The sequence below is a fragment of the Flavobacterium aquidurense genome (genome assembly GCF_002217195.1).
GTDB classification, from domain to species: Bacteria; Bacteroidota; Bacteroidia; order Flavobacteriales; family Flavobacteriaceae; genus Flavobacterium; species Flavobacterium frigidimaris.
On the sequence record NZ_MUGR01000024.1, the window covers coordinates 91504 to 105586 of the forward strand.

13 protein-coding genes are annotated in these 14083 nt (G+C 35.1%); 5 read left to right on the plus strand and 8 right to left on the minus strand.

Going from position 1 to position 14083, the window contains the following annotated elements:
* Positions 1 to 119 precede the first annotated feature (119 nt).
* The 4 genes from B0A67_RS12740 to B0A67_RS12755 all read right to left on the minus strand — a co-directional run bounded on the left by B0A67_RS12740 (position 120) and on the right by B0A67_RS12755 (position 3064).
* Positions 120 to 581 (minus strand): PepSY-like domain-containing protein, encoded by a 462-nt coding sequence (locus tag B0A67_RS12740; protein ID WP_072958991.1) that lies wholly within the window; start codon positions 579 to 581, stop codon positions 120 to 122.
* Positions 582 to 606: 25 nt separating this feature from the next.
* Positions 607 to 1050, minus strand: coding sequence for a PepSY-like domain-containing protein (locus B0A67_RS12745; RefSeq protein ID WP_072959349.1), 444 nt, complete (start codon positions 1048 to 1050; stop codon positions 607 to 609).
* A gap of 71 nt (positions 1051 to 1121) precedes the next feature.
* Positions 1122 to 2393: a sensor histidine kinase gene (locus tag B0A67_RS12750; protein WP_072958994.1), complete on the minus strand. Its 1272-nt coding sequence runs from the start codon at positions 2391 to 2393 to the stop codon at positions 1122 to 1124.
* Complete coding sequence (locus tag B0A67_RS12755) at positions 2393 to 3064, minus strand: response regulator transcription factor (protein WP_072958997.1); 672 nt, start codon at positions 3062 to 3064, stop codon at positions 2393 to 2395. Before B0A67_RS12755 ends, B0A67_RS12750 begins: the two co-directional genes overlap by 1 nt.
* Positions 3065 to 3371: 307 nt before the next feature.
* On the opposite strand from B0A67_RS12755, the gene B0A67_RS12760 reads away from it, so the two are divergent.
* Positions 3372 to 5006 carry an ABC-F family ATP-binding cassette domain-containing protein gene (locus B0A67_RS12760; protein ID WP_072959000.1) on the plus strand — a complete coding sequence of 545 codons (1635 nt, stop codon included), beginning with the start codon at positions 3372 to 3374 and terminating at the stop codon, positions 5004 to 5006.
* Positions 5007 to 5078: 72 nt separating this feature from the next.
* On the opposite strand, the gene B0A67_RS12765 is transcribed toward B0A67_RS12760, so the two are convergent.
* Genes B0A67_RS12765 through B0A67_RS12775 form a run of 3 tightly spaced genes read right to left on the minus strand, consistent with a single transcriptional unit; the run spans position 5079 to position 8587 of the window.
* The gene (locus B0A67_RS12765; RefSeq protein ID WP_072959003.1) at positions 5079 to 6236 is read right to left on the minus strand and encodes an ABC transporter permease; all 1158 of its coding nucleotides are present in this window, start codon (positions 6234 to 6236) and stop codon (positions 5079 to 5081) included.
* 2 nt (positions 6237 to 6238) lie between these two features.
* The gene (locus B0A67_RS12770; RefSeq protein WP_072959007.1) at positions 6239 to 7192 is read right to left on the minus strand and encodes an HlyD family secretion protein; all 954 of its coding nucleotides are present in this window, start codon (positions 7190 to 7192) and stop codon (positions 6239 to 6241) included.
* Between the two features lie 12 nt (positions 7193 to 7204).
* The gene (locus B0A67_RS12775; RefSeq protein ID WP_072959352.1) at positions 7205 to 8587 is read right to left on the minus strand and encodes a TolC family protein; all 1383 of its coding nucleotides are present in this window, start codon (positions 8585 to 8587) and stop codon (positions 7205 to 7207) included.
* Between the two features lie 255 nt (positions 8588 to 8842).
* On the opposite strand from B0A67_RS12775, the gene B0A67_RS12780 reads away from it, so the two are divergent.
* Genes B0A67_RS12780 through B0A67_RS12790 form a run of 3 tightly spaced genes read left to right on the plus strand, consistent with a single transcriptional unit; the run spans position 8843 to position 12741 of the window.
* The gene (locus tag B0A67_RS12780; protein WP_072959011.1) at positions 8843 to 10078 is read left to right on the plus strand and encodes a hypothetical protein; all 1236 of its coding nucleotides are present in this window, start codon (positions 8843 to 8845) and stop codon (positions 10076 to 10078) included.
* A gap of 59 nt (positions 10079 to 10137) precedes the next feature.
* Positions 10138 to 11289, plus strand: a complete 1152-nt coding sequence (locus tag B0A67_RS12785) for a porin (protein WP_072959014.1) — start codon at positions 10138 to 10140, stop codon at positions 11287 to 11289.
* A 21-nt stretch (positions 11290 to 11310) separates the two neighbouring features.
* Positions 11311 to 12741: an anion permease gene (locus tag B0A67_RS12790; RefSeq protein ID WP_072959017.1), complete on the plus strand. Its 1431-nt coding sequence runs from the start codon at positions 11311 to 11313 to the stop codon at positions 12739 to 12741.
* 3 nt (positions 12742 to 12744) lie between these two features.
* On the opposite strand, the gene B0A67_RS12795 is transcribed toward B0A67_RS12790, so the two are convergent.
* Positions 12745 to 13029: a GNAT family N-acetyltransferase gene (locus B0A67_RS12795; protein WP_072959355.1), complete on the minus strand. Its 285-nt coding sequence runs from the start codon at positions 13027 to 13029 to the stop codon at positions 12745 to 12747.
* 316 nt (positions 13030 to 13345) lie between these two features.
* On the opposite strand from B0A67_RS12795, the gene B0A67_RS12800 reads away from it, so the two are divergent.
* Positions 13346 to 14005: an alpha/beta hydrolase family protein gene (locus B0A67_RS12800; RefSeq protein WP_072959020.1), complete on the plus strand. Its 660-nt coding sequence runs from the start codon at positions 13346 to 13348 to the stop codon at positions 14003 to 14005.
* The last annotated feature ends 78 nt before the right edge of the window (positions 14006 to 14083 follow it).

Genomic DNA, 14083 nt, shown 5'->3' on the forward strand with positions numbered 1-14083 from the left:
GGTCTTATGTGCTGGTAACGTGCTTTGTAATTTGTTATTTTATTTGAAGATAACATAGTAAAAAAAGAAAAGCCCCGATATTAAAATTCGGAGCTGTTGAGATTATGTAATTGCGTTTTTTAGTTATCGATTCTAAGAAAATTACCCTGAAGATCAAAAACTAAATCTATGTTATTAGAAAGTTCTACTTCAATAGTTGTTCTTTCATTATCTATAGAAGTCACAAATTGACTGGGATAATTTGTTGTTACATACGTTTGTATTTTTCCCGGAACTAATTCAACTGGAACTGCCTGATGATTTCCGTCTATATCAATCCAATTTCCATTAATATCAAAATCAATTTCGAAATTATTGCTTAGTTTAACATCATAAATAGATCCGTCGTTATCGGCAACATTCTGTTTTTTTATGAGCGCATAAGTGGTGTTAGGAAAATAAGTGGTAACGAATGTATCTGCAGATTTTGGTAAATCAGTTACATTAATTACAGATTCGTTATTGTCATCGTCGCTATCGCATGATGTAATGGTCAATAAAAGTGATAAAGCGATAAAACCGGTTAAAATTATTTTTTTCATGATGGTATTATTTGATAGATGTTGTTTAATTATCGATTCTTAAAAATTGGCCTTTCGAGTTAAATTCCAGTTCTATATTATTACTTAAATCTACTTCGTAACCCCAGGATCCTTTATCGATTTTAGTAACTGTTGTATTGGGGAAATTTGTTTTTATGTAGGTTGCAATGTTTTTAGGAATTACAGTAACAGGAATTGTTTGATGGTTACCATCTACTTCCTCCCAATTTCCTTTTCCGTCAAATTCTACTTCAATGTTGTTTGCAAATTGAACTTTGTAGTCTTTAGAGAAAGTTTCTTTATCCTCGATTATAGAAGTCGGTTCTTGTCCTGCAAAATGAGTTTTTAAAAAAGTTTGTGCATTTGCCGGTAAAGCAGCTTTTGTTATCACTGATTTTTGCGCATTTGCTGAAAGTCCAAATGTTAATCCTACGAGTAAGCATGCAGCCAGATTTAATTTCGTTTTCATAATTGTATGTTTAAATTCTGATACAAGTGTATAACCTGAATTTGGAAACAATTAGGAAAAATAGAAAAACACTACTTTTTGGGAAAAATAATTTTGAATTGATGATTATTTTGAAACAGATATTCGATCTTAATAGAATAATTATTGATGATCGATTTTACGATCGATAACCCTAAACCGGTAGATTCGTTTGTGGTAGTATGACGGTAGAATCTATTAAAGATAACGTCTGAATTTAAAGGGGAATTATTCCCGCTATTCGAGAGTGTGATTTCATTTTTATCGATCATGAAATTCACAAAGCCATTATGATGATTGTGTATTAAAGCATTCTTTAATAGATTACTGATCAAAGCAATTGCCAGGCCTTTATTCATCTTAAAATATAAAGTGTCATTTTCGGTAACTGTAATTTTTACTTCTTTAAAATCGGCCAGATCAGAATAGTCGTCTGTTAGGACTAAAATGAGTTCGTTGAAATTAATATTTTCTTCTTCAGAAAATTGCTGGTTTTCTATTTTAGATAGCATTAATAAAGATTTGTTCAATCTCGTTAATCGGTTTAAGGTATCCGTAATTTTACCTATTTCCATTAATTGTTCATCGGCAAGCACACTATTTTCTGCAAATAATTCAAGTTTGTTGATGCTAATGGCCAAAGGCGTTTGCAATTCATGAGAAGCATTTTCTATAAATTGTTTCTGACTCGAATAAATAGATTCATTACGATTGAGCATTTTTTCGACTTCTTTTTCCAGAATGTTAAATTCGTCAATAGGAGAATCGATTGCTTTTAGTTTACTTCCGGTTCCCAGTTTTATTTCTTTAAGATTTTCTAAAATGATATAAAATGATTTCCATATTTTTTTTAATAACAAATGATTAACGGCCAGAATGCTAATAACAAGCATAACATATAAACCTATTAATGCCAGAAATAAATCTTCGAGTAGTTCATCTTCTTCAACAATTGAGGCCTTTATAATCAATTCATAAGGATTTCCTTTATTGTCATTAAAAACAGTTTTTAAGGTTCGAATCGGTTCATTGTCATTATCGTATTCCATAAATTCTTTTGAGGTCGAAAATTCTTCTTTGTTAGAATATTGTCCCTTAGGTAAAGGTCTTATGGTAAATTTATTAATTCCAAATTCAGGAGAATTCAATAATTCCTGATTGGCAAAAGCATGGCGAATGATAATGATTTTAGAGTTTTTTAAATCATCATCAATATTGTCATATACTTCATCTAAAATCAGCACATAAAAAATACCTGCCCAAATGGGAATTACAAGCAATAATGTTATGGCCAGATAGCGAAGAGTGTAGTTTTGTAATTTCATTAATTCATTTTGTAACCAATACCGTAAACTGCCTGAATATCAACTTCGGCATCACTTTCTTTTAGCTTTTTTCGTAAATTTTTAATCTGCGAATATACAAAATCTAAATTGTCTGCCTGATCTGTATGGTCGCCCCAAACATATTCTGCAATAGCGGTTTTATTTATAAGTCTGTTTGGATTGATAATGAAATAGTAGAGCAAATCAAATTCTTTTCGGTTCAAAACCAGCTCTTTATTGTCTATCGAAACTGTCCTTTGTTCCGGTGAAAGCGCTACGTTTTTCCAGACAATCAAATTGTCTCCATTATGATTGTTTCTTCTAATGGCTGATTTGATTCTGGCATGCAATTCAGATAAATGAAAAGGTTTACTCAGGTAATCATCCGCACCCAAATCCAGTCCTTTCACTTTATCATCAACAGCATCTTTTGCCGAAATAATAATCACGGCACTTTGTTTTTTTTGTCTTTTTAGTTCTTGTAGTAAATCAAGTCCGTTTCCGTTTGGGAGCATGATATCAATTAAAATACAATCATAATCATAAGCACCCAATTTGTCTAGTCCTGAAATATAATCATAAGCAGTTTCTACAATATATTTTTCTTTTTCAAGTGATTGCTGTACCACTTCACGTAAACCAGCTTCATCTTCTATTATTAAAATTTTCATGTTGTGCCTGTTTTATGTAGTTCAAATGTATGAATAGAAGTTCAAAATAAAATCTTGTTTCTGGAAACATTTGGGAATTTTGACAGACTTCTTAGATTGTTGGATTTTTAGACTTCTTAGATTTTAAAGTGTACCGCTTAATGTTTCGTCTTTTTTTTGATAATTTCTAAAAGTCTAGGAAGTCTAACTCTCTAAAATCTTGAATTCTAATTGCCACATTCTCTAATTAAATCTATCTTTGCACCTTCAAAAAAGCACTTGCTAAGAAATCTAATACTCTAAGCAGTCTAAAAATCTAAAAATCTAAATGATTACAGTTAACGATATTTCGGTTCAGTTTGGTGGAACTACATTATTTAGCGATGTTTCTTTTGCTATAAATGAAAATGATAAAATTGCCCTTATGGGTAAAAATGGTGCGGGAAAATCGACACTTTTAAAAATTATTGCAGGACAGAGCAAACCTTCTACCGGAAGTATCTCGGCTCCAAAAGAAGCTGTTATCGCTTATTTGCCTCAGCATTTGTTGACCAAAGATGGTTCTACAGTAATGGAAGAAGCATCGAAAGCTTTTGGTGAAATTTTTAAAATGAAAGCTGAAATCGATGAAATCAATGAACAATTAACGGTTCGTACAGATTATGAAAGTGATGCTTACATGAAATTGATCGAAAGAGTTTCTGACTTAAGTGAGAAATTTTATGCAATCGAAGAAGTAAATTACGAAGCTGAAGTTGAGAAGATTTTAGTAGGTTTAGGTTTCGAACGTGAGGATTTTACGCGTCAGACTTCTGAATTTTCAGGAGGATGGAGAATGCGAATTGAATTGGCGAAAATCTTACTTCAAAAACCGGATTTAATATTACTGGATGAGCCAACCAACCACATGGATATTGAAAGTATTCAGTGGTTAGAAGAGTTTTTGATCAATTCAGCAAAGGCAGTTGTGGTAATTTCGCACGACAGAGCATTCGTAGATAATATTACGAATCGTACGATCGAGGTTACAATGGGAAGAATTTACGATTATAAAGCGAAATATTCCCATTACTTAGAATTAAGAAAAGACCGTCGTATACACCAGCAAAAAGCCTACGATGAGCAACAAAAAATGATTGCTGATAACAGAGCTTTTATTGATCGTTTCAAAGGGACTTTTTCTAAAACAGACGCGGTTCAGTCTCGTGTTAAGATGTTAGAGAAATTGGTTATTGTGCAGGTTGATGAAGTAGATAATTCAGCATTGAAACTTAAATTCCCTCCGGCAGCACGTTCCGGTCAATACCCTGTTGTGGTAAAAGAGCTTTCTAAATCATACGGAGATCATGTTGTTTTTAAAGATGCTAATGTGGTTATCGAAAGAGGTGAAAAAGTAGCTTTTGTAGGTAAAAATGGAGAAGGTAAATCGACTATGATCAAAGCGATCATGAAAGAAATTGGTATCGATGAAGGAAGTGTTGAAATTGGACACAATTCTCAGATTGGATATTTTGCCCAGAATCAGGCTTCTTTATTAGATGAAAATGCTACCATTTTTGAGACTATTGATGCTATTGCGGTTGGAGATGTGCGTACCCAAATAAAAAATATTCTTGGAGCCTTTATGTTCCAGGGTGATGATATTACCAAAAAAGTAAAAGTACTTTCTGGAGGTGAAAAAACGCGTTTGGCAATGATTAAATTATTGCTGGAACCTGTGAACTTATTGATTCTGGATGAGCCTTCAAATCACTTAGATATGAAGACTAAAGATATTATCAAAGATGCGCTGCGTGATTTCGACGGAACTTTGATCTTAGTTTCTCACGACCGTGATTTCCTTGACGGCTTAGCGACTAAAGTTTTTGAGTTTGGAAACAAGCGTGTCAAAGAACATTTTGAAGATGTTGCCGGTTTCCTTGCACATAAAAAAATGGATTCGATGAGAGAGATTGAAAAGTAATTTCAAATCAAATAAAAAAAACGGTGTAAGGAATTAATCTTAGACCGTTTTTTTATGGAGTAAATGAAGAGTTTAGACCTCTTTTAAAACACTTTTTTTCTTAAAATATAGAGCGATATATGCCGCAATTGAGCAGATGAAACCTATAATAATCATGTTCCAGACAGGTGTAGTGGTTTGAGAAAAAGTTCCGTCCTCAATAATCAGGATCCTAAAAGCTTTCAGGAAATGAGTCAGGGGAATCACGTTGGCAATTGCCTGAACGGCTTGAGGCATTTGGCTTAAAGGCCAGGTAAAACCACTTAAGATAAAACTTGGCGTTGCAATTACCATTAAAATTTCAGTGGCCTTTAATTGATTTGGAACTAAAATACTGACCAGAATACCAATAAAAGAAACGGAAAGCACAAAGATTCCGGCTATAAAGGTGAGCGGAAGTAAGTTTTCATAAAAAGGGAGCCTGAACCATAAAGTAAAGAGCCAGTAAATAAACCAGATTCCAAAACTCATTAACATATAAGGAATAATTTTTACAGCCAGAAGTTTTAATATAGAAGGACATCTATTTACTAAATCCTTAAAAGTTCCGTTTTCGAATTCAGAGGCAAAAGAAAGAGCCAGTCCCAATAATAGTACTTGTTGTAAAACGGTTGCCAAAACGCCCGGCCATAGAAAGTACATATAATTAGTGCTGCGGTTGTATTTTTTTATAAAAGTAGTTTTGAAAGGTTCATATTGCGAGGCAAGCAAATTTTCGGGGATACCTTGTTTTCTTAACGTTTCAATCTGAACACCTGCTTTTAATGTTCCCAGACAAACCTGTATCGCTGTCGACGCATAATTGGCCGTTAAAACATTGGATGTGTTGACTATGGTAGTAATTTCAGGATATCTTTTTGTCAGGGTCATTTTTTCGAAACCTTTCGGGATCATAACAACGCAGGCCGCTTCTTTTTCGATAGCAATTTTAGAAAGATTATTCTGGTCGTATAAAATCGATGCAATAGATAAGACTTCATTATCTTCGAACATTTGAATTGCTTTTGAGCTTAATTCAGATCTGTCCTGATCAATAATGATTATAGGTAAATCAGTTACTTTTCCTTTGCCGTAAACATATCCTAATAATACGCCATAAAGTATAGGTGCGCCAATAAAAAGCAATCGGAGGACTTTATTGCTCCAGAATAATCTGAATTCCCGTTTAAGCAATGAAAAGAAATTTTGCATAGTTAAAGAGATAAGGTAACGGTTGTTTTTGTAATAAGATCTTTTGTCTGGTCACTGTTGGAAGGTGTTATTTTCATTTCGAATAAACTTTCCTGCATTTCGTAATCCGGGTACGCGGTGGCTATATTTCCATAAGCTCCCAATTGTTTTATTGTAGAAATAGTTCCTTTAATATCTTCTTTTTTGTAGGGAACATGAACGGTAATTTCCTGTCCTTTTTTGAATTTTGCCAATTGGTTCTCTGCAATTGTAAAACGGAAATAAGTACTATTGGCAATATAGCCATTAAACAAAGTATAGCCGGGTAGTGCTAGTTCGCCCAGATTTAGAGTAATGGTTTCTATACTCATGTTTTGTGGGGCAATGATATAGCGTTCTTTATCAGCGGTTTCTACTTCCTGCAATGCGCCAAGAGCTCTGTCCTGTTGTCCCAAAGCCATTGTTTGCTGTTCGATACGAGCTCCTTTTTTGGCATCATCTAATTCGGCAATGACGGCATTGTATTGCGCTTGTGCTCCTTGATATTTGGCAAAAGTCTCGTCATAAGTTTGTTGTGAGATTAGAGAGTCTTTAAGCATATTGTTCAATCGTCGGATTGATTTCTGAGCAAATTTATATTGCTCCTTTAATCCCATTTTTTTAGCTTCAAGCTGTTTGATCTGGTTTTCTGTTGCTCCTTTTACAGCCATTTTGTATTGTGCTTTTGCAGAGATGACAGCTCCTTCGGCCTGATTTTTTTTGGCATCTACTTCCGGAATATCAAGAATGGCAAGTGTGTCTCCTTTCTGGGCAATATCACCTTCTTTGACAAAGATTTTCAGGATCTTGCCCGGTATTTTGCTTACAACCGCAATTTGTTCTTTTTCTATTTTTCCCTGAATTACATTTTCTTTTTTAGCTTTTTGGCAGCTTATAAAAATGAAAATTAAACTGATTGTCATAATTGCTTTTTTCATAGAACAGAACTTTTATTTGGATAGTTTTTTTGATAAATCGCCAGTGACGATTATGGTTTCAATGGCTGCTAATCGTTGTTCGATTAAAGTTGTCGTTTTATTTACAGAGGCTTTATACGAATCGTTTTCGGCTTCAAGGCGTTCAGATATATTGATCAGGCCTTCTTTGTACTGTTTTATGGCTAAATTCAAATTATTAGCGGCTACTTTCTCCTGTTGTTGGGTAATATCAATTTTTTGAGTAAGAACACTATAATCAACCAGGTTTTTTTCCAGGAGCAATTCCAGTTTTTCCTTAGTGTCATCAATCTGGTTTTGTACCTGTTCGACATTTATTTTGGCTTCGTGTACTTTGTGTTTTCTTTCAAAACCGGAAAATACTTCCCATTTCATAGCGGCACCAACCACCCAGTTGTTGCTTATTGTTGCTTCATTTAATCCTAAATATAATGCTTCGTTTATTCCTGTAATTATCGGTGTTGTGGCATTGGCATCAAATAAACTCGAATAAGAAACTCCTCCAAATGCTCCCAAAGTGGGCAGATAAGTACCTTTTTCTTTCTTTAATAAATATTCGTAGGCAGTTTTAAACGATTCCAGTGCTTTTATTTCCTGCTTATTTTGAGTGCTTAATTTTTCATCAGCAATTAAATAGGGAGTCAGGTTGTACTTAACATTTTCTATTTCGGTAATAGAGTAACCTGTCAGGTATTGGATTTTTTTATACACTAATTTTCGTTTTCCATCGAGTTCAATCTTTTTAGATGCCAATTCAAGAGATGCCAGCTTTATTTTATCACGGTCATACGGAATTGCAAGTCCTTGTTCTATTGCCTTTGTAACACGTTTGGTTTCTGTGTCAAGTCTTTTTTCGCTTTCCTTTATTAGTCTGTCGATTTCTTTTAAAAGTTCTAATTGATCAAAAGTATTAATGACATCTTTTGTAATTGCATCTTTCTCAGATTCTTTTAAGAATACGGTTCCTTTCATTTTTTCATGTACTGCCTTCGCTCCGTTTGGAATTTGCATACCACTGAACAAGACTGTTTTTGCCATTACGCTTCCGTTAAAAATGTTACCGTAATTTTTAAAAGCTGTTTTTCCGTCAAATAAAGGATAATTCACAATCGGTATGGTAGCCGTTGGAAGATCGACTGTCAGCTTATTATCAAAATAAGTATACAATGCACTGGCTTCTACAGTTGGGATATATTTGTTCCAGACTCCTTTTTCCTGAAGGTTTAATTTTTCAATATCCAGGTCTTTGTTTTTTAAGGAAGAACTTTTTTCTATAGCTTTATGAATAGCGTCTTCAAGAGTTGGTGAGATTTCTATCTGAGCATATCCGTAAGTTAAGAAAAAGAAGAAAAATAAAATAGGTAGATGTTTTCTCATTGTAATTTTTGTTTCTATTATATGATAAATCGTAAACAGATTTTTGTAAGATATTACAAGCGGAACAAGTGTATGTGAAATACGGTTATCTACAAAGTTAAACATATTAGTCTTACAATCTGCCTTTATAAAAAGGAAATAGAGGGTTGAATTGAAACTTTTACAGCGAAAAGAGAAAGATATTTGATGTTGATGCACTTTATGTGTTTTTTTTATATCTTAGTAGGAATATTTCTAAATTAACTACTTATTAACATGAAAAAAAGAGCCTTCTTTTTAGTTGTTGTGTTGACTGGCTTATTTAGTCTTCCTGTTTTTTCTCAAACAGATAATGAGCCGGTTGCTTTAGGTTTGCCTGGAGATAACCTTAATTTGTATGCAGTTTTAGATATTTTTCAGAAATCTAAAACTTTAGAAGATTTTGAAAAAGCCTTAAACGATCCGGACAATAAGGTTAATAATTTAGATTTAAATAACGACGGAGAAATCGACTATATTGAGATCGAAAGCCATAAAGAAGGCAATACACATGTAATTGTGCTTCAGGTAGCAGTAAATAATAACGAAACGCAAGATGTAGCAGTTATTGAAGTTGATAAAGATAAAAAAAACAATGTTCACGTTCAGGCTATTGGTGATGAAGATTTATATGGTAAAAATTATATTGTAGAGCCTTCCGGCAGTGCTTCGGGAACACCAAATCCGGGATATACGGGAGGCAGTACTGTCATTGTAAATAATAATACAACCAATAACTATACTACTACAACTACAAGTCCGGGTTATGTAAGCGCGAGTGTTAGTGCATGGCCGGTTATATTATTTTTGTTTTCTCCAGTGTATGTAGCCTATCGCTCTCCTTGGCATTGGGGATATTATCCTCCGTATTGGCGTCCTTGGCGTCCCGTTTATTACCATGATTATTGGGGATATCACGGACATTACTACAGAAGTCCGTATTACCGAAGAACTGCTGTTATAAGAAATCCAAGGTATTATAATAATTATGCTGCCAGAAGAAATACATCAGTGGTTGTTAGGGACAACCGTACTAACGGACGTTATAATACGACCTATAATGGCAGGGATTATAAAAGACCGGCTCCTGTGACAAGACCGTCAAGGCCCGGAAATACAACCAGGCCAACGACGCGCCCTACAAATCCGTCGACGAGACCTGGAAATACGACGCGTCCTACTAATCCATCGACAAGACCTGGAAATACGACGCGTCCTACGAATCCGTCAACGAGACCCGGAAATAACACCAGACCAACGACGCGTCCGGTGACACCGACTAATCCATCAACGCGACCAGTTGTGAGGCCAGCGCAGCCTGTAACAAGACCAGCTACGCGTCCAGTTACTCCAACTGCTCCGTCTACACGACCTGCTGTTAGGCCAACTGCTCCGTCTGCACGTCCTGCAACACAGCCCACAACAAGACCAGCAACTCCCAGACCTGCTTCAGGAGGTTCAAACAGGAGATAGGTATAGGGAGTTGTGTTGTTGAAGTGCCGATATTGAATAATTTCTAATGGAAAGAGCTTATGAATAAATCTTTACTAATAAAAATAGTTTTTGTTTTTTTAATAGCGCCGCTCTTTATAAATGCTCAAACTAATAATACAACTGCGCCTGAAGATTCCGGAAGTGCTGTTAAATATCCGCAATTTCAGTTCAAAGGACTTATACAGGCAAGATACTTGGAAAGTTTTGGAACAAATGTAGATGTTTTGGGAGCGCATCATTCAACGGGCGAGGTTACCCAAAGTTCGTTTGATATTAAAAGAATGCGTGTTGGTCTTAATACTAAATTAAGTAACACCACTGAAGTTGTAATTTTAGTAAATCTGGCTGATTTTAAATCTGATCCTAAAGGGAAAGTACTTGAAAACGCTTACGGAAAATATACTTTTAGCAGATATCTCGCTTTAACCGGAGGACAATTTCGTCCTGCATTTGGTATTGAAGAATTGGTTCCGGTAGATATTATAAAATCATTTGACTTCTCCAATCAATATTATGAATTTGGAAAGAATGGCTGGACGAGTTTTCAGATTGGTGCTTCTGCAAACGGAAGTTTCGATATTGGTAAAAATCCTGTGAGTTATGCGATTTCAGTTTTAAACGGAAACGGAAGAAATCAGGAAATGGACAATGACAACGGGAAACAATATGCAACAAGATGGGTGTTTGAATTGTCGAAACGCTATAAGATAAATTTAGGATTAAACGGAGGAATCGGAAAAAGAGCAGATCAGAAAGTATTTGCTTTAGGTGCTGATATCACAAGTGATTTTAAACTGACGGACAGGTTTATTTTTGATTTGCAAATTGAATATAAGCAAGGAACCAATCAGAACCTGTATTTCTCTTTGCCGGCAGATGCGAGAACGCCAAATGTTGATGATTATCAAATGCGCGGGATTTATTTTTTGCCTAATCTGAGATATGTTGTCGATTATAAAAAATTGACTTCTCTGGAGCTGTCCTGCCGTTTTGAATCTTTTGATAATAATTTTAAGGTAAATTCGAATGTGAGAAAAACCTATACGCCAATGATCAGTCTTGAATTTGGTAAAGCGTATTTAGGGCGTATAGAAATGGGATTTGAGTTCGACAGATACAATAAAAATATTCCTGATACATCGTATTATAATGATGATTTGTTTCTTATTCAATTACAACTCCGACTTTAATCTAATTTAATATCTGTTCTTATGAAAGAAGTAAAAATTCCTCAAACCTTAATAACGCTTGCAGTTGGAATTGCAATTTGGTTGATTCCTGCTCCGGATGGTGTAAAAATTGAAGCATGGCACTTATTTGCCATTTTTGTTTCGACTATCTTAGGGATCATCTTGAAAGCTGCTCCAATGGGTACAATGTGTATGATTGCCATTGCACTAACGGCTTTTTCACAAGTTTTGGCTCCCGGTGAAGCCGGAAAGTCAATTACTTTGGCGCTTAGAGGTTTTGGAGATAAAGTGATTTGGCTCATCGGAATTTCATTTTTTATTGCGAGAGGATTTATTAAAACAGGTTTAGGAAACCGAATTGCTTTTTTATTCATTAGAGTATTTGGCAAGAGTTCGCTTGGTCTGGCGTATGGTTTAGGTTTGGCTGATTTGGTTTTAGCCCCTGCCGTACCAAGTAATACCGCCAGGGGAGGGGGGATTATTTATCCTATTATGAAATCTATGGCGATGAGTTTTGGCTCGATGCCCGATCAGCCTGAAACACACAGAAAATTAGGTTCTTATCTTACATTAAGCAGTTATAATGCAAATCTAATTGCTTCGTCTATGTTTCTTACCGGGACGGCGAGTAACCCAATGTGTCAGAAGTTTGCCCTTAACTTAGGAATTAAAATCAGTTGGATTTCCTGGGCAACGGCGGCTATCGTTCCGGGTTTGGTTGCTTTTTTTGTGATTCCGCTTGTATTGTATAAAATTTATCCGCCGGAACTAAAGAAAACCGGGGATGCGCCACAAATCGCCACTCAAAAACTGAAAGAAATGGGTCCAATCACCCGTAACGAATGGTTGATGTTGTTGACTTTCTTTATTTTATTATTCCTTTGGATGACAGGAGATTTGTTTTCTATAGACGCGACAACAACAGCATTTATTGGTTTGGTAATTTTATTGCTTACTTCTGTTTTAACCTGGGAAGACGTAAAAGCTGAAAAAGGTGCCTGGGATACTATTGTTTGGTTTTCGGTTTTGGTAATGATGGCAAGTTCGCTCAATGAACTTGGTTTTATTGGTTGGTTCAGTAATTTGGTAAAAGCAGAAATAGGCGGATTAAGCTGGCAAATGGCTTTTCCAATTATTATACTGGTGTACTTTTTCAGTCATTATCTTTTTGCAAGTGCAACCGCACACGTCGCAGCGATGTATGCGGCTTTACTTGGTGTTGGAATTTCGTTAGGAATCCCTGGATTGTTATTGGCTTTTATGCTTGGTTTTGTAGGGTCACTTTACGGAACCTTAACACATTACGGACACGGTCCGGCACCCGTTTTCTTCGGGAGCGGCTATGTTGATCTAAAAAGCTGGTGGGTCAAAGGTTTGGTCACCGGAGTAACAATGTTGCTTATTTACATGGTCATCGGTGGACTTTGGCTGAGACTTATTGGTTATTTTTAAAAATTAAATTCTAATTCCGGGAGGAAGTAATTCCTTGTAGACTGGGTTTTTTTTGATAAATAATACAATTCTGGGATGAATAGGCATTAGTTTGAATTTCTTTTCGATGATAATATCCATGATGTTTTTAAGTACTACATCAATTAATGCCTGATTGTCAAAACCTTCAGGGGAGTTGATTTTAGTTAGAAAGATTTTTTTCTCCTGAAATGAATATTCAACAGAAAGTAATCCTTCGGGGACTATGGTTTCAAATTGTCTTGCAAAAGTGTTGTCTTTGATTTCCATAGTTTCAATAGGTTCCATATTAGTCATGTTTTTTGGGGTATTGGATTAAAAAATAATAGAAAAAGAACGTTAACAGCACTATCTGAAACATCTTGGAATGATGTTTAGATAATGATTATCATGACTACAAAGGTAATCATTTGATTTTCAATATAAAATTATTTTTTGAAACCGCTACACGGCTGGGGTTTCCGTGTTTTTTATGGTTTTATTTCGTTAGAAAAACATTTATGGTGTAACATTTGTAGTGTATATTACTAAAAAAAGTAATTTTAGCTTGTAATTAAAAACTTAACCGTAATTCTTTTTCTGACAAATGAGTAAAATCCCTGTTTATTTTATGCCTGGTCTGGCTGCCAGTCCGGCTATTTTTGAAAGAATCAAATTAGATGAATCTGTTTTTGAAATGTGTTTGTTGGAATGGGAGATTCCACATCCAAAAGAGTCTTTATCGGATTATGCATTGCGAATTACAAAAAAAATCAAACATGAAAATCCCGTTTTAATTGGGGTTTCTTTTGGGGGGATTTTGGTTCAGGAAATGGCAAAACACATTCAGGTGCGAAAAGTAATTATTATTTCGAGTGTGAGAAGTAATGCTGAATTTCCGAGAAGAATGAAAATCGGAAAAACCACAAAAGCATACAAGCTGATTCCGATGAAGCTGATTTTAAATATCGAAAATCTTGCAAAATATTCTTTTGGAGAAAAAGTAAATAAGCGTATTAAGTTATACGAAAAGTTTTTAGCGGTTCGGGATCTCAATTATTTGCAATGGGCGGTTGAATCTGTTATTCGCTGGGATCGAAGTGAGATCGATGCAGCTGTAGTTCATATTCATGGCGATCAGGACGATGTTTTTCCTATAAAGTATATTAACAGCTGTATTGTAGTAAAAGGCGGCACTCATATCATGATTCTCAATAAATACAAATGGCTGAATGAGAATCTGCCTTCGATCATCTTAGAGGATTAGAAATCTTTAAGATCCCAAATCCCAATTATTTAGGGATTCGATACCTTTTTAAAAGTTTTAAAACTTTGACAAAGATTT